Source organism: Sphingopyxis sp. FD7 (genome assembly GCF_003609835.1).
GTDB lineage: Bacteria > Pseudomonadota > Alphaproteobacteria > Sphingomonadales > Sphingomonadaceae > Sphingopyxis.
On sequence record NZ_AP017898.1, the window covers coordinates 484,051 to 506,775 of the forward strand.

Here is a 22,725-nt window from a genome sequence, read left to right on the forward strand (position 1 = left end):
AGGAGATCGTCCATGACTTTTCCGATTTTCAAACTCGCCGACACTCAATATTCCGGCGCCCGGGAAAAGTGCGAACGCCTCCACGGCGTTGCGCGAGCGCTGCAAACCCGGCTCGCCGACCCGCAATCGGTAACGCGTTCGCTCCTCAAAGGGCTCATGTCGGAGGCGTTCTGTGGCTCCGATGCCGACGGACACTGGTCGATGCGCGACGCCTATGACGCGCTCGAAGCGGCGCAGGCTTCGAACATGCTGTCGCTCGATGAAGGCCAAAACCCGGACTGCGCGCCGGAGGATGCCTTCTCGGCCATTCTCGCCTTCGAGAAGGCGCTGCCAACCCAGACCTATCGCAGCGAACACCAGGTCGAGATGCAGCAGTTCAGCACGCCAGCCGCACTCGGCTGGCTAGCGACGCGTGCAGCGGCGATTACGGCCGACAACCATGTGCTCGAACCGTCGGCGGGCACCGGCATGCTCGCAGCGCGCGCGATCGCCGCCGGAGCCTCCGTAACCCTCAACGAACGCGATCCCTGCCGCGCCGCGCTGCTCGCTCTCGTGACGAACGCCGACGTCACCACGCACGATGCCGAGTTCATCAACGACCGGCTGCCGCCGGATGTTCGGCCCACCGTCGTCCTGATCAATCCGCCTTTCAGCCGCAGCGAAGGCCGCGGCGAGGATCGCCACGCCGGTGCCCGCCACCTTCGCTCCGCGTTGCTCCGCCTCGCCGACGGCGGACGCTGCGTCGCAATCATGTCGCCGGCCTTTGCTCATGACGGCAGCGGCGCCCGCGGCTATGTCTCGGTCGCCGAGATCTCTCGTCCGCGCGTCGAGATTACCATTCTCGGCCGCCCGTACGTCAAGCATGGGACCGGCATCGCCGTTCGGCTGATCGTCTTCGACAAGGGCTGGATCGGCGAGACCGAACGCCACACGGTCGATACGATCGAGGCGGCGTTGCCCATCGTGCTTGCGCTCCCGCCCCGGTTGCACCCATCCGACAAACCGCCCCCCGCCTCGCCGGCGGTGATCCCGTTCCGTCCGGCGCTCAAATCCGCGTCGGGATCGCTCTTTTCCGGGCTCGCGAGCCCCAAGGTCATGGCGCCGTCGCGGATCGCCGCCAAGGACGATCCGGCCGAACCGCTCGCTTACTCTGTTCGTGACGCGCCGCTACCGGTCGGTGATCCCGTCGGCATCTACGCGCCCTGGCGCCTCGCCCGGATAGATATTCCGGGCGCGACGCCTCATCCCGACAATCTTGTTGAATCGCTGGCCATGGCGTCGGTACTGCCGCCGATGCCGCAGTATCGCCCGCTCTTACAGAAGCGGGCGAGCAGCGCACTGTCCGATGCTCAGCTCGAAGCGATCATCTATGCTGGCGATGCTTTCTCACGCGACCTGCCGGGCCGGTTCGTGCCCAATGAAGCAGGCGACCAGCTGCGCGAGGATGCGGACGGCCATGCTTATCGCATGGGCTTCTTCATTGGCGACGGCACCGGCGTCGGCAAGGGGCGCGAGGGCGCCGCGATCATTCGAGACCAGTGGAACTGCGGCAACCGCCGCGCCGTCTGGATTTCGAGGGGCGCGACGCTACTCGAGGATGCGCGCCGCGACTGGACCGCGCTCGGTGGCCTCCCGATCGACATCCAGCCGCTCGACGCATTCCCGATCGGGCAGCCGATCGGCATGGCGAGCGGCATCCTCTTCCTCACCTATGCGACGCTCCGCTCGCAGCGTCACGATCAATGCTCACGTCTCCAGCAGATCCTCCAGTGGACGGAAGGCACTTTCGAGGGCGTGATCCTGTTCGACGAATCCCATTCGATGGGCAATGCGGCGGGCACCAAGGACGAATATCGCCAGGCCAAGGGGTCTGAACAGGGATTGGCCGGAGTGCGCCTGCAGAACGCACTGCCGCGCGCCCGGGTGGTCTATGAATCGGCCACCGGCGCCACCAAGCCCGAGAATCTGAGCTATGCCTCGCGGCTCGGGCTTTGGGGGCCCGGCACGGCCTTCGTGAACCGCGACGCTTTTCTCGCTGCGATGACCGACGGCGGTATCGCGGCGATGGAAATCGTCGCCCGCGACCTCAAATCCATGGGTCTCTACACGGCGCGTGCGCTCAGTTTCGCCGGCGTCGAATATGACCCGCTCGAGCATCGGCTGACGCTCGACCAGATCGAGATCTACGACGCCTATGCCGACGCATGGGCGATTTTATGCGCAGCTGCGCATAAGATCGCTTATCGCGAGGTCGCGATAATGTGAAGGAACGCGGCAGCGACGTGGATTCTCCTAATGCGGGGCGATGTTGCTGCGCATTATTTTGATTGCGAACCTCGGCGGTCTCTGGACCAGCTGAGGATAAAAGCATGTTGAAATTGCACGACGAGTTGATCGCCGAACTCTCGAATTTGCTCACGACGCAGAATTATAACCCGGTGGTCGTAGCGAACCATCGCCTCTACGCCCGCGCGTTTCTCGATTATCTGGCCGAGTGCGACGTGCAGGTGGAAACTGTGACGCCGGCGCAGGTCGATCAGTATCTTGCCTATGCAGTTCGGGATTTCGAAGCCCAGTACGGGCGGCCTCCCTGTGCGCGCTGGCAGATGTTGCCCCGCACGTCGATCAACAAACTGCTCCGGCTCGCCCAAGGCAAATGGCCGCCCGAGCCGGAGATGACCGAACCGGAGACCGCGTATCGGCAGGCGATCTGCTGCGAATACGAGGCATGGCTGCGCGACGAGCGCGGTCTGGCAAGCGCTTCCATCTCGGCGCTTCTGTGGGAGGCACGGAACTTCCTGCGATGGCAGTTCGAACGGGGCGGGGCTGCCAGCCTCGACACGTTGAGCATCGGGGAGGTCGATCTCTACATGGACATGCGCGCCCCTGGATTACGGCGCAAATCATTGGCCGATGTCGCTGAGCGGCTCCGGTCGGTGGTGCGCTATCTGCATCGGACGAGGCGCATCCCGATGGATCTCACGCCGCACATCATCGGCCCCATGCTCTACGCCTATGAAGACGTGCCCTCGACGCTGGACAGGCGCCAAATCGCCGCGGTGCTGGCGGCGACGAAGAAGGATGGATCGCCGCGGGGACTGCGCGATTTTGCGGTACTTCAACTGCTTGCCACATATGGGTTGCGCGAAGGTGAGATCTGTCGCCTTCGGCTTGAAGACGTGAATTGGCGCGGAGAAGCCCTGCGTATCCGTCACACCAAGACCAATGCGTACTCCTACTTGCCGCTATTGGCGCCGGTTGGTGAGGCGCTCCTCGACTATCTGCGTAATGGGCGCCCCCAGGTTGAGGGGCGGGAAATCTTCATCCGGTCCTGCGCGCCCTATATCGCAATGACAAACCTGTATGGCATGATCCGCGGGCGGTTGTCAGCCGCTGGCGTCGAGCCGCCGGGAAAGCGAGGGGCGCATGTCTTCCGCCACGCGCGAGCGGTCGAACTACTGCGGGCGTCGGTCCCGCAAAAGATCATCGGCGACGTGCTCGGACATCGATCCACCGAATCCACCAACGCCTATCTCAAGCTGGCGACAGATGATCTCCGAGCCGTGGCGCTCGACGTGCCCGGATCGGAGGTGCTGCCATGAGCGCCTGGCACGATCCCGATCGCACCGTCATCGACGCCTTCCTGGAAAAATCCCAGTTCCGGCAGGGAAGCAGGCCGACTTATCGCTGGTTCCTTCGCAGCTTCGAGAATGTAGCCCAGCGTCATCCGGCGGTCGACCGGCAGATGCTCGAAGTCTGGCTGAAGGAAATGGAAAAACGTTGGCGAATGTCGACGCTGCTCAACCAGGTCTGCATTGTCGATCGCTTCCTCGACCACCTCGTCGAAATCGGGCTGATCCCAGATCAGCCCGTTGCCGTGCTTCGCCGTCAATACAACGTCAAACAAAGCAAGCCGATCTGGCGAGCGCTGGCTTCCCCAAATCCCGACGGAGCCCTGGCCGCATTGCGACGCCCCGCGCCCTTCGGCAGCATGCTGGGGGACTTCATGCGTGAGCATGTCGCGTTGATGCGGAGCCGGGGGTATCAGTATGAGACTCAGGCTCACTGGTTATTGCGGTTCGATCGGTTCCTCCAGGCGACCCCGGAACTGACAGGGGCATCGCTTGAGACGATGCTGGCGCGCTGGGCAACTGCCAAGCCGACCCGCAATCACGCGGCTGAATGCCAGAAGCTCGGGCGCCTCCTGACCAAGGCGCGGTATCGCCTTGATCCCAGCATCCCACCGAAACGCTTCAACGCCCGTCCCGAACGAGAAGTGGCACGAGAGCATCGACGACCGCATATCTTCAGCCCGGCCGACGTTCGGCAGATGCTCGACGTTGCCCGCTCCTATCCGTCGCCGGACGCGCCGCTGCGGCCGATGGTTCTCTACACCATGGTGGTTCTGGCCTATTGTGCCGGACTGCGCCGTAGTGAACTCGCCGGGCTCGATCTGGGTGACGTCGATCTTCAATCAGACACGATCACAGTGCGGGAAACGAAGTTCTACAAGACCAGGATATTGCCGCTAACCGGCAGCGTCATGGCCGAATTACGGGCCTATATCGATGCAAGGCGGCGCGCCGGCGCCCCACAGGATCCTCGGTCCGGGCTCTTCTGGCACGAGCACTTCAATGATCGCTATACCCCGGTGACGGTCTCAACGATGATCACCAACGTCATGCGCCGTGCCGGGTTCAAGGCCCCGACCGGGCGGACGGGGCCGCGTGTTCATGACCTGCGCCACTCGATGGTCGTGAACCGGATCCTTCAATGGTATCGATCCGGCGTCAATCCGCAGGACAAACTGCGCTTCCTCTCCACCTACATGGGCCACCGGGACATCAACTCCACGCTGGTCTACATCACCGTCACGCAGGACCTGCTGCAGGAAGCAAGCGAGCGGTTCCGGACCGTCGGCGCCCGATGCCTCACGATGGAGGCGCGGTCATGACGAAGGGCAATCTCTTCCCCGCATTGTTGCGGGCGTTCTTCCAGGAATGGTTGGCTGAGCAACGCAGTGCATCTGTCCATACGATCCGGTCTTACCGCGACACCTGGCGGTTATTGCTTCGGTTCATCGCGGGGCGAAAGGGCGGCGGGGTCGCGCGAATCATGCTGGCCGACGTCTCGGCCGGAGAGGTTCGCGCGTTCCTCCACCATACCGAGCATGGGCGCAGGGGCACGATCGGTACACGCAACTGCCGGCTCGCCGCGATCCGCAGCTTCTTCAGCTTCGTGGCTGACAAGGATCCCGAATACATCGCGCAATGCGCCGAGGTCCTGACCGTCCCGCTCAAGCGGGAGCCTACCGTTGCACCCTGCTATCTCGAGCCGGAGGAGGTCGAAGCGATCCTTGCTCAGCCCGACCGGTCGACAATCGAGGGAATGCGCGACCACGTGCTACTCTCGTTCCTATATAACAGCGGCGCGCGCATCCAGGAGGCCCTCGACCTCTGTCCCGAGGCGATCCGGTTCGACGCACCGAACTTCGTGCGTCTTTACGGCAAGGGTCGCAAGGAACGTATCTGTCCGCTCTGGCCGGAAACCGTGGCGTTGCTCAGGAAGTTGTTGGAACGTCACCCGCGCGCGCCAGATCAGCGGATCTTCGTCAATCGATATGGTGAGCCGCTGGGCGCCTCGGGAGTGCGGTTCAAACTCGCCTCCTATGTAGGAAAGGCGTCAGAAACCGTGCCGTCGCTTCGGTCCAAAAATGTGACGCCGCACAGCTTCCGGCACGCGACCGCCGTTCACCTTGTCGCTGCCGGAGTCGACATCACCGTCATCCGCAGTTGGCTGGGACACGTCAGCCTCGATACGACCAACCACTACGCACAGGCCAATCTGGAGACCAAACGGAAGGCGCTTGAGCAGGTGGGCGCGCCGGCGGCGAGCAACGTGCCACCTTCGTGGAAACGAGATGCCAGCCTGATGGAGTGGCTCGATACCTTGTGAAATAATGTGAAGGACGTGGCGAAATGCTCAGCAGCTTTGCGGGCCTTCGCCACGTTCCTGCGCATTATCGCGACCTCGCGATAAGCGATCGTTCACCAGAACCTCGATGAGGTGCTCAAAGCCTCGAACATCGTCGACCGCATGTCGGGCCTGACGATGAACGCCATGGCCAAGGGCTCGGCGCTCAGCCGGTTCGAGAGCGCCAAGCAGCGCTTCTTCTCCCAAGTGCTGATCGCGATGAAGATGCCGACCATCGTTCGTGCGATCGAGGAGGAGCTGGCAGCCGGCCATGTCGCCGTCGTGCAACTGACCAGCACGGCCGAGGCGATCCTCGAACGCCGTCTTGCGGGCCTTTCGCCGCACGAACGCGCCAACCTCGCGATCGACGTCTCGCCGCTCGATACGCTGATCGATTATCTGAAGACCGCCTTCCCGACGCGTCAGATGCGCGCCTTTCGTTCGTCCGACGGGGCAATGCGCTCTGAGCCGATGCACGATGGCGACGGCAATGCTGTCCTCTGCCAGGAAGCGGTCGAGGCGCGCGACAATTTGGTCGAAAGCCTCTGCTCGATGCCGCCGGTCCCGGCCGCGCTCGACTTCCTGATCGCGCATTTCGGAACCGACACCGTCGCCGAGGTCACGGGCCGGACCCGGCGCGTCGTCATCGACGGGCAGGGCCGCCAGAAACTCGAGCGCCGCAGCACCAGCTCCAATATCGCCGAGACCGACGCTTTCATGTCGGGACGCAAACCGATCCTCGTCTTCTCGGAAGCGGGCGGAACCGGGCGCTCCTATCACGCCGACCTCGATTGTCCGACCGCGCACAAGCGACGCATCCACTTCCTTCTGGAACCGGGCTGGCGCGCCGACATCGCGATCCAGGGTCTCGGCCGCACCCATCGCACCTACCAGTGGAAGCCGCCGGTGTTCCGCCCCGTCACGACCAACTGCAAGGGCGAACGCCGCTTCATCAGCACCATCGCGCGACGCCTCGATACCCTCGGCGCCCTCACACGCGGCCAGCGCCAGACCGGTGGCCAGAATCTGTTCGACCCGGCTGACAATCTCGAAAGCAGCTATGCCCGCGAAGCACTTACCCAATGGTATCATCTGCTCCATGCCGGCAAGCTCGCGAGCGTCGATCTCGAGAATTTTCAGATCATCACGGGACTGAAGCTCGTCGACGAGAATGGCACGCTGCTCGACAAGCTGCCGCCGATCCAGCGCTGGCTCAACCGCATCCTCGCGCTACGCATCGCGACTCAGGATGCCATATTCGAGGAATATATGGGGCTCATCCAGGCCCGCGTCGATGCGGCCCGCGAAGCGGGGACGCTAGATCTCGGGGTCGAGGCAATCCGGGCCGAACGCATCGTCCAGCTTTCGGAGCAAGTGCTCAGGAAAGATCCGGTCTCCGGCGCCGAAACCCGTCTGCTCCGTCTCGAACTTCACCTCAAACCGCGCGTTACGGGGTGGGCCCGCCTCGACAAGATCTGGGGCGCTTCCTCGGATGTCCAGTATCTGCGCAACAGCCGTTCGGGGCGTGTGGCCCTTTGCGTTCCGTCCTGGTCGATCACCGACGAAGACGGGAGGCCCGTCAAGATGATGGAGCTTGTCCGTCCGACAGGTTCGAACCGCATCCAGCTTGCCGGTCTCGGGCATACAAACTGGGAGGAGATCGACCGCGACAGCTTCCGGAGCCTCTGGGAATCCGAGGTCGGCGAAGCACTCGACAAGGTCGATATTGAGACGATCAGTGTCGCGACTGGTCTCCTGCTCCCCGTCTGGAACAAACTGCCACAGGACGACGTCCGTGTCTGGCGGATCGACGACGCAGCGGGAACGTCGATCCTCGGTCGCATCGTGATGCCCGGGGCGATCGAGAAGCTGGAATCGGCTTTCGGGCTCACTTCCTCGATCGTGCTCACGCCTGACGAACTGATCGAGGCTGCCCGGCATGGCGATGGCGCCCTTTTACCCGGGCTGCACGGCGCGCGTCTCGTGTCGGCGATGGTGAACGACAGCCGTCGGCTTGAGATCCGGGACTTCCGGCCTCAGGACCGCGAATGGCTGAAGGCGCGCGGCGCGTTTAGCGAGGTGATTGCATACAAGACCCGGCTCTTCCTCCCGGCGGGAAAGGCCGATGAAATCCTGACCACCATCATCGCCGAGCCGCCACAATGAAATCGAACCTCTCATAGGGAGAGGGTCATGTCGCGGGCATATGGGCAGGTCGACCGGCGTTCGTCGATGGCTTTCACACCGCGATGCCCGAGTTGGACGCCCGGCGAGCATGCCGCCCGCGACCTTGCCGACCGATGGCATCATATTCGAGCTTCGCGAGGAGTGGGGACTTGCTGAGCTTGGCTCGTCGAACGCGGAACCTACGCGCCTCCATGCTCGCCCCGCGAAAGCAATTCGGCGGAGGAGGGAAGGAGGTGGAGCGAGGTGTGGCGGCGGAATTGTCTGCCGACCACCAAGAAGATGGAGGTTCCCATGGCAGACCGGACATCCGCCATGATCCGGATCGGCGGCACGATTTCTCGCGAGCTCATACCCGCGCTTTCCCTTAACTCTGCGGCGAACGGCTCGGCATGTTTTGGACGACGCGAACCGGTCACCCAATGGGGTTTGCAACCCCGGTCCGAATAGAGGATGATCTTGCGACCGCTTAGCGCCGATCGGCAAAGGATGAAAAGATGAGCGATACGGTTTCTGCCTCGGCAACAGAATGTCCGAAGGCAATCGAACAGAGAATAGTCAGGTTCCTCATTGAACGGGAAGATGAGCACCGCCGCAACTTGGTAGGGCAAACGGGTGATGCACGCGAACGGCTCGTATCAGCGATGCTCGAAAATTTTTGGCTTCGTCGGGCAGTAGAGAGCGGCGCGATGACGGGTAATCGCGAAGGCTAATGCGCGACAGGCGTGGGCGCACCGGTGCGGTGCCCGCAGCCCCGATACCACCTGTTCGCCGGACAGCGAAGTATCCCAACCGGGCCAATCGACGCGGCTTGGCCGCAACGAAGTCTTGCCACTGGGCTTGAAGACGGCGAGGCTTTGCGAAAGAAGGACGATGTCGATCGCCTCTCGCGAGCGCAACAAGTCACGAGCTGGATCGCCCGAGGGCTGATCAACGTGAACCGTTGCGGTACCGGCCGAGCGAGCGCCCAAGGCGGTGACCAGTACTGGATACGTGTCCGAGACGTCCGCGCCTTCATTATCGATAACGCTGCCGCGGTCGGCATCCGCAAGGTCGACAAATTTTGGTTGATCAACTCGTGGCGCACAGCGCCATCTGACTGACTGACTGACTGACTGACTGACTGACTGACTGACTGACTGTCGGGAGAGGAGGGGGTGGGGTCGGTGTGAGCCGGGCAGTGATTTCGCCCACGCTCGACGTCCCCTTCTTGTCGGAGAGTTCCCATGAATAGTCTTGCTGCCGTCGCCGACCGCCCGGTCGGCGGCGCCTATCGCGTCGATATCTCCCGCGGCCGCAATATCGGCCGCGTCTCGTCCGAATGGTTCTCGCGTCCCGACGACGAGCGCTTCCTCTCGCTCACCGATCTCCATGAGGTCGTTCGCGCCCGTGCCGACCGCGCAACCACGCGCGTCGTCGACAGCAAAGCGATCCGTGTCGAGGCCCGGAGCGACAGCCCCGAACGTCTCTCGCTGATGGTCCCCGACGCAGAGCGGCCCGTTGCGCCGACGAACTGGGCGTTCGGACAGCTTTGCACCCTCGTCGGCGCGCCCGCATCCTATCTTCGCGAACTTCCGGCCGCGCTCGCCGGCATCAATCTTCAGCATGGCCTTGTCGCGCACCGCGGCGAGCAGGTGAAGTTGCTGCAGACCGACGACGGGCGAACCGAACTTCGAGCCGCGACCGGTCCCGAATATGGCCGTATCTGGGACTACGAGCTCGTGGAAGCGGTGATGAAGATCGCCGGCGACGGCGTCGGGCAGACGCGGTGGAAGGTCCCCGGCGTGCTCGACTGGTCGAACATGCACTATAACCCCTATGTCGACGTCATGCGCGACACGACGACGCTCTACGCCTCCGACCGCGACGTCTTCATCTTCCTGGTTGACGACACACATCCGATCGAAGCGGGCAAACTTCCCAATGGCGACCCGGACCTCTATTTCCGCGGCTTCTATTGCTGGAACTCCGAGGTCGGCGCGAAAACGCTCGGCATGGCGACCTTCTATCTCCGCGCAGTGTGCATGAACCGCAATCTCTGGGGCGTCGAGAATTTCGAGGAGGTGAAGATCCGCCACTCGAAATTCGCAGCCAACCGCTTCGCCCATGAAGCAGCGCCCGCGCTCGAGCACTTCGCGGACTCTTCGCCGATGCCATTCCTGAGCGGCATCAAGACCGCGCGCGAGCGCATCGTCGCCCGCAAGGATGAAGACCGCGAGACGTTCCTGCGCAAACGCGGCTTCTCGAAGGCTGAAACCGCGAAGATCGTCGCGACCGTGCTCAATGAAGAGGGCCGCCCGCCTGAGACGATCTATGATTTCGTGCAGGGCATCACGGCCTTCGCGCGCACCAGGACCAACCAGGACAGCCGGCTCGAGGTCGAGGGCAAGGCCTGCAAGCTTCTCGAAACCGCCCACTGACAGGCGAAGCCGCCGGTTCCTCCGATCCGGCGGCTTCCTCTTCCATGGAGGCCAGCCATGACCGATGCTCGCTATTGCCTGCTCGATACGATGCAGGACCTTATGTCCAACTATCTCCTCGACGAATGTCCTGACAATGTGACGTGGGAAGATTTCGACCCCGACATCGACGGGCTGCGTTCAAGCGTCGCCGACCTCATCGACAAGCATTGCCGGGGTACGGTCTCAACCGCCGTCGTCGTTACCCACCTGGTCGAAGTCGAATTTTTCAGCGGCGACGATTGCTTTGCGAGCGCAGTCTATACGATCGACGCTTCGACAACCCACGGGGCGGAGCACCACGCGCTTTCGATGTCGCTCGACAGTATTTACAACGACCCGCGCATTCCGGACCTGTCGCGTGCCGCGACCGCGAGGCCGGTCGACGATCCCGACGCGCCGATATGATTGCCGATCGGTCTCCACGATGGCGCGAACGGCGCTGTCGGCTGCCGAGGGCGACGAATACGACCCGGGCACCTTTTTCGTCGCCGTCATCGACACGCATCGACGGGCCTCATCCTTTGTGAAGATCATCACTGCGCGAGGTCGATGCCGGTCTCCCGCGGTGTACCTGCATGCCGTGGCTGCATGACCATAGCCGAAGGGGGTCCGACGATGTTGAATCCATTCCAGCAAATTTGCGCCGTCGCATACGGTGAAGGCGACTTTGCCCACATCGAAAGCATCGAGGAGACTCACGATTTGGGCGATCCACTCTTTGCCTTTCTCATGGCTGAGCTCGCATCGAGTGAGGGCTGTGATTCCCGCGAAGAAGCGCTGCGCCGCCTAGAAATGGCCGCAGCTGATATTCGCCGCGTTATCGACGCGATCGATCAAACCATCGTCATTTGATCGATTCAGGCTGTTCAGGCATCGTAGGTCGCCGATTGCCGGCACAGGCTCACATCAAGCCGAACAGGATTAACTCATGTCTGACACTCGCATTCGCGCCTTCGCGCAACTGCTCGCTCGTACCCGCGCGGCGATCGAAACGCCGACCGATCTGGATGACGCCGCCCGCACCGCGGTAGTCGAGGACATCGCCATGTTCGAGGATTGCCTTGCACGAAATGCGATTCCGTGGCGTTTCGACATCCACATCGCCTCAATCGATCATAAGCATGGCGCCAACCATTATGCCGCGCTGACCCAGGAAGCGTTGATGGCTGAGGTCGCGGAATATTGCCGCGAGTGGTGGTCCGATATCGATGATGGGCGCGATCCGGCGACACTCGACGATGAAACGATCGCGGACATCTATTTCGACGATCATCCGAGCGAGTATCTCAGGACCGACCGCGTCCGTATCGATCCGCCACTCACCGATATGCAGCCATCCAACCTTGAAACGGGGCACTATTGCGTACTCACCACGGCGCATCTGTCGACTGCGACCGCAAACTCTTTGGATGAATGGTCCACGGCGGAAACGTCCGAACGGCCGATCAATGTAGCGAGCACCGTTTACGGATGGTTTGTTCCGGCCCGCGAGGTGGATGAACTGACGCGATCCAAGCTACCCGCGGACCTTCTGGCCGCGATGAATTTTGCTCGCGCGCATGGTTTCGACCATATCCTGTTCGACTGCGATGCCGGCAGCGTCGAAGCATTGCCGAAGCATGACTGGTGAAGCCGGTCTTTGGTATCCTGCGCTAGCTATCTTCAGGCATGCGCCCGCGCATCGAGTGTTTCCAGCCTATCGGCGGCAAGCTCCGCGACATTGGCCTGGATCACATGGCCGCGGTTGCGCAGGATTTCGCCAAGATCCTTGACCATAGCGATCAGATCGTCGGTCGCGAGCGGGCCATCGAGCGTGCGCAACAAATGGCGTTCTTCCTCGTCCAGTTCTCGTATCGTCATTCTCCGCGGGACGCTTTTTTTTGGGCAGGCCCGCAATCTAGCACATTCGGACGACTGCCGGATGCTCAAATTCTCCTCACGGCGATGAAAGGCAGCGTCGCCGCGCGCACTGCGGGATCCCCGGCACAAGCGGCGAACGCTTGCTTGCCGCCCGCTCGCCATCGATCGACGGATCTACAACGCCGTGAATGCGGGCGCCTGGGTACCAGCGATAGCCCCGCCAAGTGGGAGGAGAGAGGGAAGGGCAGGGGCGGGCGCAAAAGACGTCCGGACGAAGGAGCCTATCCCATGCCCTACGATATCGCATTCCGCTTCCAGCAGGCAATCGATCCTTCGGCACTCTCGACGCTGCCGGCCTGTCTCCACGCGCTGATCGCGGCGATCAAGGATTCCCGAAATGCCGGCAATCCCGACGACGCCGATCCAGCGGTGTTGTTGCTCGCGCGGCATCTCGGTGCCGTCGCGGGCGCAACGGGCGGCGCCGACACCGTGCTTCGGCGCGCCTGCATGGACCGCATTGCCGACATGCGCGGTAAATCCGCTCTCGTGGTGCTGGCGCACAGGGGCGTCAGCTACGACGAGCAGGCAAAGAAGCTCTTCCATAGCGATGGCCGAAAGGCCCTGAAGCGGCTTGCTGAGGCGCTTGGCATGGAGGACAGCAGCTATGACCTTCGCTCGAACAAGGGCGGCATTGCGGTCAGCGGCGAGATCATCCTTCATGGCGAGGAAATCTATGTCCAACTCGGGCTTGGCATCGGATCCGGCCGCGAGGTGATGTTTCGCCGTGTCACGGGGCGGAAGGATTATTGCGGCGACCGCAACCACTGGGCCGCGGTCGGCGAACTGCTCGAGCCTGACCGTCTCGCCGCGCGCATCCGGCGCGAACTGCACCTCGCCGGCCCCATAGCGCCGCCGATGCGGCTGGTCGCCTGAGGAGAACGTCGATGGAAATCATCGTCTCGCGTTCCCGCATCGCGGGGGCGCTGCCCCACTATATCTATCGCGCGCTCGTTCCGGCCAAGGGGATTGCGGTGGAGCGCTGCGCGATCGCTGGCACCGTTTCCGCGCCCGGGGTCGCCGGTCGTATTGCCTGCATTCGGATCGCTCCGCTCATTGCGCCCGAGCGCTACCTTGCGATGCACCCTGTAGAGAGGACCGCGCTTGCCCCGCGCGTTGGGGCAGTCGGACGCCGGATCGAGTGGCTGATCATTCGCGCCTTCTTCCCCGAGATGACCGCGCAATCGTTACCTATCGTCTTTCAACTCGATCATGACCCTGGCGACGCCTGCATCTGGGCCGATGCCGACGATCTGACCGGCGTCTTCGATCGCGTCGAACACGAGTTCGCAAGCCTCACAGCAATCGACTTCGGTCTGCGTCAGGGCGACAGCCTTAGGGCTGCCTGATTGCCGTCATCGACGATCCGCCCAAGGGGCCGCCCTAAGCATAATTACACCACCAGCAGAAAGGTCCTGCGATGACGGTCATCGGACATAATTACATCCGGAAAGTCGAGAACTTCGACCGATTCGAGATTCTCGCGCACCCGCTTCCCCATCGTGACGACCGCATTTTTTATCCGGCGGAGCCCGATGGCTTTGGCGCCGTCACCTATGCCTCGCACGATGTGATGATCGCGAGGCCGACCGGCGTCGGTAGCAAGGGCCGGCTCGCCATACTGATGCACCATGGCGGCGGTCGCCACGCCCTCGAATTCTACGAAAGCACCTTGCCGATCGCTTCGACGCTGCTCGCGCTTCCGGAACGTGAGCAATATGCGCTCGCCTATACGATCTTCGAGCAAGCGGACGAATGCTCCGCCGGAGCGCGTGCCGCCGAGGCGCAGCGTTGGGCTGAGGCCTATGTTGAGGGCCGCATCCGAAAACGGCGTCGCGGGCGCGCGCGGCAAATTTGTGTCGAAACCGCGGCCGAGAAGGCACTTCGCGTCGCCTGAATCCTGAGCCGCCCGCACCCAATCACTCCCGACCGATCGTCATCGGTCGGGAGGAAAGGTGGCGGGGACGCGCGGCGGCAATGAGGCTGCCGCGCAACAGGAGTATTCCCATGACGCTTCCCGCTCAAATCCGCCCTTCCGTCGGCGAACAGCTTATCGCGAAGGTGTCGCGCCTGTTCAACGGGACGATCACCGACGTTCTCAACGAGCTGTTCCAGAACGCCCGCCGTGCCGGTGCGCAGCGTATCGACGTCGATCTCGGAGAGCATGATGGCAAGCCGGCCCTCTTCATTGCCGACGACGGCACCGGCATCGATGATCCCGCCGCGTTCGTGACGCTCGGCCGCTCTGGCTGGAGCGACCAGATCGCACGGCGGGAAGACCCTGCCGGAATGGGTGTGTTCAGCCTCGCCGGCAAGCGCGTTACCGTGCGATCCTTCTCGAGAGCCGCCGAGGCCGGATGGATGGTCACGATCCCCGAAGACGGCTGGCAGGGAGAAGATTCGCTGACCGTCGAAGCCTCCGATATCCGAAAGGGCACGCAGCTCGTCATTGCCATGCCCGCCGAATGGTTGCCCAATCTCCAGTCGCGGGTCGAAGCAGCGGCGAAGCATTTCCCGTTGCCAGTCCGCTTTCAGGGCGCGGTCTTGCCGCGCGAGGATTTCCTCTCGGGCGCCTGCCGGATCGAAGAGTGGCATGGCTGCCGGATCGGAATCTTCAGCGATTCCTATGACATCGCGAGCGATCCGCGCATCAATTTTCATGGCATCAAGGTTCCCTGCCGCATGCCCGCCATCGGGGAAATCGAAGCACGGCGGAAATGGACGGTCCGGATCGACATCGTCGACGCGCCCTCGCTCCAGCTCGTTTTGCCCGCGCGCAAGGAGATGGTCGAGAATGCCGCACTCGCCGATCTGCGGGCTGAAGTGCAGGCGGCCATTTTCCGGACCATCGCGCTCAAAGGCGAACATCGCCTGTCGTTCAAGGACTGGCAGCGCGCCACCGAGCTCGGCGTCGTCCTTCCCGAAGCCAGCCCGTGGCTCTGTGCATGACGCCCGCGAACCGCAGATGGCAATGCATATGTCAAGGACGAGCGCGTCGAAGCTGCCTCGATGATCCTGATCCCCAGGCACGAGGCCGATGTCGAACAATGCGCGGCGAAGGTGTTGACCGAGGAGAAGCTCGGCTTCCGGCCTGTCTTCGCTGAAGACAAGTTCTCCGGCTATCGATGGTATGACGTGCTTCCGCGCGTCCCCCGCCTGTCCTTTGCGGTCGAACGGGAGGGCGAACTGTTCCACTATGCCGATGATGGCCAGATGCTCGAGCATGTTGAATCCGGCCGGGTGACTGCGATCACCCTTGATGTTCCGATAGTTCGCTGCGGTGGGCTCGATGAACCCGCCGTGATGCTGAGCCTTCCCGTCGATATGCTCGTCTGCGCGAACGCGAGCAGCCATGTCGACGAAGCGCATGTTTTTGTCCGCGAGGGCTCAATCGTCACTCCGCAGACGCTCGGGCAGCTGATCGAGGATGCGATCTTCGCTTACGACGAGGATTGCGACAGCGACAGCTGGGGCAGGCAGCATGACGATTTCATCCGCGATGCGCGCAACCTTGCGAACAAGCTCCTCCTCGGAAAGGACGAGGCGCTTCTGGAACAGATCCGATCCGCCTTCTGCGACGATGTCCAATGGCTGATCCCCGAGGGTCGAACACTCACCCTCAAGGCCGATGTCGCCAAGGTTCTAATCGATCTGGCTGTCGCTGATCCTGAAACTGGGCCAACCGCTGCATAGCATTCGGACCATGCCAGGCTGGCGACCTTGCGTCCGCCTCCGCCCTTACCCCCACATGCCGGAGTGATCCATGACCGCCCTGTCAGCTCTGCGGGCGCGGCTCGCCTCGTTCGACCACGCCTATGCCGTTGCGATTCAGCTCCGCGGCACGACCGGTCGTGGTCAATTCATCGTGTGGACCGGCAATCCGATCCAGCCATTTCGTGTTTCTCCGACTTTGCCGCCGCTCGGTGAGCAACTGCTGGTCTGGGTAGCCTGAAGCGGCCATTTCCTGATCATACATTTGGCGTAGGTGCAATTCGTATCAGGTCAACGACGTCACGAGATGCATGTCGCTCCGTCAGATTCCTAAGCCAAGCGCCCAGAGGCCGAGCTTCGAAGGAATTTGGTCGGGAATGCGCCCGATCTCGGTAATTTACGCTCCGCTGCCGATCGCCTGAAAGCAGACGTCGTTGTGGCTGGTCGGCAATGGTAACCGCATGAGCTCCGTTAGACGCTGGTGAGACAACTCCGCCATCGAACATCTAGCCCCCAGTTTCGCAATACGGGCAATTTGCCGAATACCAAATGACGATCGCAACGAGGCTTGCTGAAAGCTGCTTTGCCGAGCAAGATCAAGAGATGATCGTCACAGTAGCGTTCGATGTAAAGAATCATGTTGAAGTGATGGAAGGCTGGCCTATGAAATTGGGCAACACGACCTTCTTCCTGGAACGTGAAGCCAACGTAATCAAGCGCGTTTGCGCCGCCTTCTCGGGTGTGGACGTCGCACAGGCTCCGCATGTGCAGCCGGCGGGTCCAGAAGCCGAGATACCGCAGATCACGATAAAGGGAGGTGAGCATGCCTCTCTCGCTCGGAAGATCATCATGAATTGGCAGGCTGTCGTAAGCGGTCTGCAAATTGTAGACTTGGATTTTGACAATTACGAACTGCGCTTCCGCGCGGAAGACGTGAGCGAAGAAGCCAACATCCATCTCACGTCGTTTCGCTCCAACCCTGGCAACATTTTGAATCGGGAGTGCGATTTCGAACAGATCGGAAGGGCCTTTTGTGTAGGGCAGATTTCCGACGATAGAATTGAATCGACCTCGCATTTTCGCGAAGGGCGACTAGCGTACGGTGCCGGCCGGTACATCGACGCGTACAACAACATGTACCTGTTTCTCGAGACGCGATTCTGCGATGGGAAGACCGGCAACGAGAAGCAGACGGACCTCCTGTCGAAGCAAGTTGAGCTCTGCCAAGCCATTGAGAACAATGCGAAGGCGTTCGCCAAGCAAAAGTCGACTGGAGCGCCCGCGTTCAATCTCTTCAAACTTGGGGATACAACCCCCGACAAGATTCGAGCCTTGGTACTCCTGCGTGGCAAGCTGCGTCATCATTCGCTCAAGAGTCCGCAGCGCTGGGATCCGAACAAGCAGAAGGAGTACGAAGGCGCAGCACGGTTCCTGGGTGCTGTGGTCGGAGACATCGTCATCAAGGAATCGCTTGACGACATTTACGGACCCGCCGCACTGCAATTGTTCCGAGAAATCTCGGTCGCTACGGGGCATGAGACCAAGATCAAGGTGAATACACATCGGCTCAACAAGGAGCGGACGCTGGTATTGGACATGAGTTATCCGACGACGGTCGTCTCCAGCAAGCTTTGCCTTTCGGCGCTCCGAAACGCCGTCCAAGCATGTGAGAAGGATGGGCAACTCGGAGATACAGTTCGATTGCAAGCTTCGAGCAGCCGTTCCGAACTTGAGCTGTTCTCGTTGGATTTCGATGTTTGGGCCTACACCCAGAGTCGAGCGATCGAAATGAATGACTCTATCGTCTCGGTCCGGTGCGGCTTCGAGCATTATCAGGCCGGACTCATCGTCCGGCATGAATTCTCGATCCCCGTTCCGGGCAGCAAGCTTTCGATCCCGGACGTGTGGACGCTGCTACGAAAATGCTTCGACCATATCGAGGAAAGAGACCCAACGACGCGCATCATGAGCCTGAAGCTGTATTTGCGTGACGGGGACAAAGGGTTTGTCGCATATCGCGTAGGCGCTCAGGTCAACAACTGATCTGGATGGCGCGACGATGCTGGCAAGAAACAGAGACGATTTTTCACGGAAGACAGTTCTCCAGATCGCGAAGCGCGCAGGGTGGCTTTGTTCGTTTCCGACGTGCCGCACGCTGACAGTCGGCGCGACGGCGGATGGCGATGGTGAAATCAATATCGGCACGGCAGCTCATATCTGCGCCGCTGCGCCCGGTGGCCCGCGCTATGACGAGAAGATGACGCCGGATCAGCGTTCCTCCGCGAAAAACGGCATCTGGATGTGCCGAGACCACGGCAAGGCCATTGATTCAGACGTGAGGGCATTCACCGTTGACCTCCTGCGTCAATGGAAAAGGCAGGCGGAAGAGGACTCCTGGCGGCGCGTATTGCGAAATGAAGCGCCGCCCGCCTCAGCAGCGCAACCCGACGGCGATCTGCATGTGCGTCTACGGGACGCCGCCGCAGCCGATCTCGCCGTGTTCCGGAATACGGCAAAATGGCCTGCCACACCGGTTCCGCTCAGGCTCGAAGTGGATGGGCTCGGCGAACCTGCAACGACAAACGCAATCGCGCGTGCGGTCGTGTCATTGGACGATTTAGTCCTCGTCGCGCCACCCGGCATGGGAAAAACGACGACACTCTTCCAGATCGCCGACGCCATGCTGGCGGACGGCAGCGGTACGCCGCTCATCGTGCCGCTCGGGGATTGGGCGACGGAAGACGCAACCGTTCTCAGCTCGATCCTTAAACGTCCTGCTTTCAAAGGCTTTTCGGAAGACGATTTCCGCGCGGCGGCAAGCCAGCCCGGCATCGTAGTTTTGCTGGATGGCTGGAACGAACTGGACGCGGAGGCACGCAAGCGCGCGCGCGTGCAGGTCGAGACCCTCAAGGCGGAATTGCCGGAACTCGGGCTCATCGTCTCGACGCGTAGGCAAGCGCTTGACGTGCCGTTCGCTGGAACGCGCGTCGATCTCTTGCCGCTCAGCGAGGAACAGCAAATGCAGATCGCCGTCGCCCTGCGCGGCGATGCGGGGGCTAAGATCGTGGATCAGGCTTGGCGCACAACGGGCGTGCGCGCACTTGTCACGATACCGCTTTACCTGTCGGCCTTGCTTTCGCTTCCCGAGAATGCGTCGTTTCCGACGACGAAAGAGGAAGTATTGCGGCATTTCGTGACCGCTCATGAGAAGGAAGCCAGCCGTGCAGAGGCGTTGCATGGCGTGGCGAAAGGTTTTCAGGAAGACTTTCTCGACGGCCTTGCTGTTTTTGCCTCGCAAACGGCGAATACTGCCATTGCGGACAGCAACGCGCGGCGGTCGATCTCTGAAACGGGCGCGCTGCTCGTCCAGAACGGGCAATTGACTTTGAGTTCTCAGCCCGATCCCGGTGACGTGCTGGAAGTGCTGGTCAACAGCCATGTGCTCATGCGGGCCGGTGATACCCCCGGCGTTTCATTCCAGCACCAGCAGTTGCAGGAATGGTATGCCTCGCATGCGGTCGAACGCCGGATCATCAGCGAAGTGGATGATCCCAAGGGTCGCGAAGCGCTGAAATCGGAAATCTTCAATCTCCCGGCATGGGAGGAATCTATCCTCTTTGCGGTGGAGCGCATGGCGCGGGGAACAGAACCCGGGAAGGCTGCCTGTGGAAAGGCAATCCTCGCCGCTTTCGAGGTCGATCCGATGCTCGCCGCCGAAATGATCTACCGCGCGACGGATGAAGTCTGGGCCTCCATCGCGGCGACGATCCAGGAACGTGTCAGCCATTGGCACACACCCGGCAAATGCGACCGCGCCTTCCGCTTCATGATGAATTCAGGGCGTCCGGAATTCCTTGATCGCATCTGGCCGCTCATCACGCATGAAAACGATCAGGTAAGCCTCAAGGCGCTCCGCAATTGCAGGCGCTTTCGGCCCTCCTTGCTGGGGCCAGATGCAGAAAGGCGCATCAAGGCTTTGCCGCCGCAGGCGCGCGCGGTTCTCCTGCATGAAATGGCGTTTCACAGCGGCATGGACGGCCTCGACCTCGCAACGGCGGTTGCGAAGGACGATCCCGATCCGGAGGTACAGGCTTCCGTCGTTGACGCGCTCTCATTCCGCCGCGCCGACCGCCACATCGCCAAACTGCTGCAAGGCGCAAAAGACGCAACCTTCGACTTGGTGGCGCGAAAAAGCCTTGTGGACGAAGTGGACCACGAGGCTGTGCAGCAGGGGATCACCGCTGCGCGCAAGCGGTACGAAGAAAGCGGCATGTCAACTTATGACCGGCTGCACTCGATCATTTTCGCCAGTGATACCCAAGACAGGAGCGCCGAACTCGCCACTATTATCAGCGATATGGAGATCAAGGACAGGCAAGATGCGGCGGTACGCCTCATTTATGAGGCGCGGAACCGGTATCCGCAGGCCGTAGCCGAGGGCTTGCTGGCGCGGGTGCGCGCGGGCCGCGAGCTATTCTATGGGGCGGATGATATTCTCGCCAGCGCCGGTTTCGGCCTTGAAGACGATGATCTCCTCCGGCTCGCGCTGGCGGAATCCCCCCGTCTGGATGACCAGGCGGAAGCTGCTGCCTCCGTTCTCGGCCCCCAATCTGTGGGGCGCATGATCGATACGCTCTTGGATGCGGCGACACGGCTGCGCGATGCGGACGGCAAGTATGATCAGACGGCTGCGGACCGGTATCACTGCATCCAATCGCGTATTGCGCACGTGCCGGGCGCAAGCCTGGTCGCAGCCGCGCAGGCGCGTTCCGCAGAAGCAGACAATGCGCAGATAGAGCGACTAGCCGAATTGCTGTCACGTCATCCCGACGAGGCCGACCGGGGTCGTCCTTTCGATGCGGAAAGCCTTGCTGCTATCCGTGCGCTCATCGAAGACTGGGGCAATCGCCTTTTGGCGTCCGGCGACGCGGAGCGGCGGCATATTGCGAGCGTCGCTACGCTTGCACGCCGTGCGCCCGATGTAAGTTTGCTTCCTCTCTTAAAGCGGATGCTGGATGAAAATCTCCGCCGCTACCGCGCTTTCCGGGAAGAAGCCGCTGCCGAAGGCTGGCAACAAGGTAAAGCAAGAGACGAGGCGAGTTGGCCCATGATGCACGAATATATGCGTGCGTTCATGGCAATAAAATCGCCAGAAACGACCGCCTTGACGTGTGAATATCTCATCGATCCACACTTTGGCGAACTCGCAGCCTGTGTGCTCGCAGAGCTTTGGAGAGCCGCAAACGAACCGCCGCCGGACCAGCGCTTCTTTGGCGGGCCGGATCTCAGCGGCGTGGCGGAAAAGCGCGCTGCCCGCGCCGCCGACCCCGCCGCGACCTCGGACGCTGCGGAAGCCATTTTTCCCGTCATCGAAACGCTTATCGCGGATGGCACAACAGACGACCAGAAGCGGCTCGCGGCCGAACTTGGTATCGTGGCTGTGCGTTTGCCGCACGGCCAGCGCGACGACACCATCGAGAAGCTAATCTCTCTGACACCCCGGCGTGCGCGTTCCAAATTGCTGTTCAATTTGGTTCTCTCCGGCGCGGAAATCGACAGCAAGCTCGTTACCGAGGGCATCGCCGAAACTTTCGAGGCGGCAAAAAAAGAACCATGGATACTCATGGATAGCAACGCCTACGAGTTGCACGACTGGCTGAATTTGTTGCCCTTTACCAACCGCCTCGCTGACATACTCCACGTCGTGCGCGGAATGCCGGATGCACAGCGGGAACCGCGCTTTTTAGAGGGCATGGTTGACGCTTTTGCTGTAACGCCCTCGGCGGGTGCCGAAGAAGCCTTGTTCGAACTCGCCGAACAAGACCCACGATTCTACGAAAACTTTCATTGGCGGGCGGCGGCGCTCAAGCTGGGCACCGCCTCATCGGCGCACCGCTTCGTTGAACTGACAGCGAAGGGCGTTTTCAACACCAAGTCCGTCGATAGTTGGCGATTGTCGCGTGAACTCGGCGCGCTGATCGCCAAACATCCGGCAGTGCGCAGACAGGTCTATGACCTATTGAACGATGATGACTGGTCCCCCGCCCAGGCATTACTTGCAAGGGCCGTTTCCGAAAACCCCGACGGCGAAGGCTTGTTGCTCTTGGTCGATCTTGAGAACAAGCAGCAGCGGCCGATGTTTGATTGGCACACGATCGAAGCCGTTGTCACCAAACACGTCCCTGTCGAGAACTGGAGCAATGCCTATAATGTTGTACCGGTTGCCGCCGCCGAATTGCGGCAAGCTCTGCTCGCACGGACAGCCGATGGGGGCCCTCAGGATGCCGCCGCGCGTTGTCTGACCGCCATTGACGCCATTCGAGATGAGCGCGGCGTTCCCGTTTCAGAGCCGCGCCACCCCGATATTGCCTCCGGCAAACCGTGGCCGATCATGACGCCCAATCCCAATGCAATCGCAGGTTAGTTTCCAATCTACTTCTGAAATCAACGAGACCGCGCGGTGCAGTTGAAAACCTGG

General features: G+C 61.6%; 19 protein-coding genes. All 19 read left to right on the forward strand.

The genetic code is table 11. The features are described 5' to 3' along the window. Positions 1-12: 12 nt before the first annotated feature. Entirely contained in the window at positions 13-2,265 is a 2,253-nt protein-coding gene (locus SPYCA_RS02245; RefSeq protein WP_120218784.1) for a strawberry notch-like NTP hydrolase domain-containing protein, read from the forward strand. A gap of 104 nt (positions 2,266-2,369) precedes the next feature. Next, entirely contained in the window at positions 2,370-3,602 is a 1,233-nt protein-coding gene (locus SPYCA_RS02250) for a site-specific integrase (protein ID WP_120218785.1), read from the forward strand. Next, entirely contained in the window at positions 3,599-4,954 is a 1,356-nt protein-coding gene (locus SPYCA_RS02255) for a tyrosine-type recombinase/integrase (protein WP_120218786.1), read from the forward strand. The genes SPYCA_RS02250 and SPYCA_RS02255 overlap by 4 nt, the downstream gene beginning before the upstream one ends. Further along, positions 4,951-5,955, forward strand: a complete 1,005-nt coding sequence (locus SPYCA_RS02260; protein WP_120222106.1) for a site-specific integrase — start codon at positions 4,951-4,953, stop codon at positions 5,953-5,955. The genes SPYCA_RS02255 and SPYCA_RS02260 overlap by 4 nt, the downstream gene beginning before the upstream one ends. Before the next feature lie 156 nt (positions 5,956-6,111). Continuing rightward, positions 6,112-8,139 carry a strawberry notch C-terminal domain-containing protein gene (locus tag SPYCA_RS02265; RefSeq protein WP_331852525.1) on the forward strand — a complete coding sequence of 676 codons (2,028 nt, stop codon included), beginning with the start codon at positions 6,112-6,114 and terminating at the stop codon, positions 8,137-8,139. Positions 8,140-8,654: 515 nt separating this feature from the next. Beyond that, entirely contained in the window at positions 8,655-8,870 is a 216-nt protein-coding gene (locus tag SPYCA_RS18945) for a hypothetical protein (RefSeq protein WP_146625076.1), read from the forward strand. A gap of 513 nt (positions 8,871-9,383) precedes the next feature. Next, positions 9,384-10,577 carry a DUF932 domain-containing protein gene (locus tag SPYCA_RS02270; RefSeq protein WP_120218787.1) on the forward strand — a complete coding sequence of 398 codons (1,194 nt, stop codon included), beginning with the start codon at positions 9,384-9,386 and terminating at the stop codon, positions 10,575-10,577. A gap of 57 nt (positions 10,578-10,634) precedes the next feature. Beyond that, positions 10,635-11,024: a hypothetical protein gene (locus SPYCA_RS19450; protein WP_232003466.1), complete on the forward strand. Its 390-nt coding sequence runs from the start codon at positions 10,635-10,637 to the stop codon at positions 11,022-11,024. A 19-nt stretch (positions 11,025-11,043) separates the two neighbouring features. Next, positions 11,044-11,211, forward strand: coding sequence for a hypothetical protein (locus SPYCA_RS19165; protein WP_172594957.1), 168 nt, complete (start codon positions 11,044-11,046; stop codon positions 11,209-11,211). A gap of 23 nt (positions 11,212-11,234) precedes the next feature. Continuing rightward, positions 11,235-11,471: a hypothetical protein gene (locus SPYCA_RS02280; RefSeq protein WP_146625077.1), complete on the forward strand. Its 237-nt coding sequence runs from the start codon at positions 11,235-11,237 to the stop codon at positions 11,469-11,471. Between the two features lie 76 nt (positions 11,472-11,547). Further along, positions 11,548-12,249, forward strand: a complete 702-nt coding sequence (locus SPYCA_RS19455) for a DUF5983 family protein (RefSeq protein WP_232003468.1) — start codon at positions 11,548-11,550, stop codon at positions 12,247-12,249. 518 nt (positions 12,250-12,767) lie between these two features. After that, positions 12,768-13,412 (forward strand): hypothetical protein, encoded by a 645-nt coding sequence (locus SPYCA_RS02295; RefSeq protein ID WP_120218790.1) that lies wholly within the window; start codon positions 12,768-12,770, stop codon positions 13,410-13,412. 11 nt (positions 13,413-13,423) lie between these two features. Continuing rightward, on the forward strand, positions 13,424-13,885 hold the full coding sequence (locus SPYCA_RS02300) for a hypothetical protein (RefSeq protein WP_120218791.1): 462 nt from the start codon (positions 13,424-13,426) through the stop codon (positions 13,883-13,885). Positions 13,886-13,956: 71 nt separating this feature from the next. Then, the gene (locus SPYCA_RS02305; RefSeq protein ID WP_120218792.1) at positions 13,957-14,433 is read left to right on the forward strand and encodes a hypothetical protein; all 477 of its coding nucleotides are present in this window, start codon (positions 13,957-13,959) and stop codon (positions 14,431-14,433) included. Further along, on the forward strand, positions 14,391-15,485 hold the full coding sequence (locus SPYCA_RS02310) for a sensor histidine kinase (RefSeq protein ID WP_146625078.1): 1,095 nt from the start codon (positions 14,391-14,393) through the stop codon (positions 15,483-15,485). The genes SPYCA_RS02305 and SPYCA_RS02310 overlap by 43 nt, the downstream gene beginning before the upstream one ends. Positions 15,486-15,545: 60 nt before the next feature. Then, complete coding sequence (locus SPYCA_RS02315) at positions 15,546-16,229, forward strand: hypothetical protein (RefSeq protein WP_120218794.1); 684 nt, start codon at positions 15,546-15,548, stop codon at positions 16,227-16,229. Between the two features lie 70 nt (positions 16,230-16,299). Beyond that, positions 16,300-16,488 carry a hypothetical protein gene (locus tag SPYCA_RS02320; RefSeq protein WP_120218795.1) on the forward strand — a complete coding sequence of 63 codons (189 nt, stop codon included), beginning with the start codon at positions 16,300-16,302 and terminating at the stop codon, positions 16,486-16,488. A 308-nt stretch (positions 16,489-16,796) separates the two neighbouring features. After that, entirely contained in the window at positions 16,797-18,290 is a 1,494-nt protein-coding gene (locus SPYCA_RS02325) for a hypothetical protein (protein WP_146625079.1), read from the forward strand. 16 nt (positions 18,291-18,306) lie between these two features. Next, positions 18,307-22,671 carry an NACHT domain-containing protein gene (locus SPYCA_RS02330; protein ID WP_120218797.1) on the forward strand — a complete coding sequence of 1,455 codons (4,365 nt, stop codon included), beginning with the start codon at positions 18,307-18,309 and terminating at the stop codon, positions 22,669-22,671. Positions 22,672-22,725 lie beyond the last annotated feature (54 nt).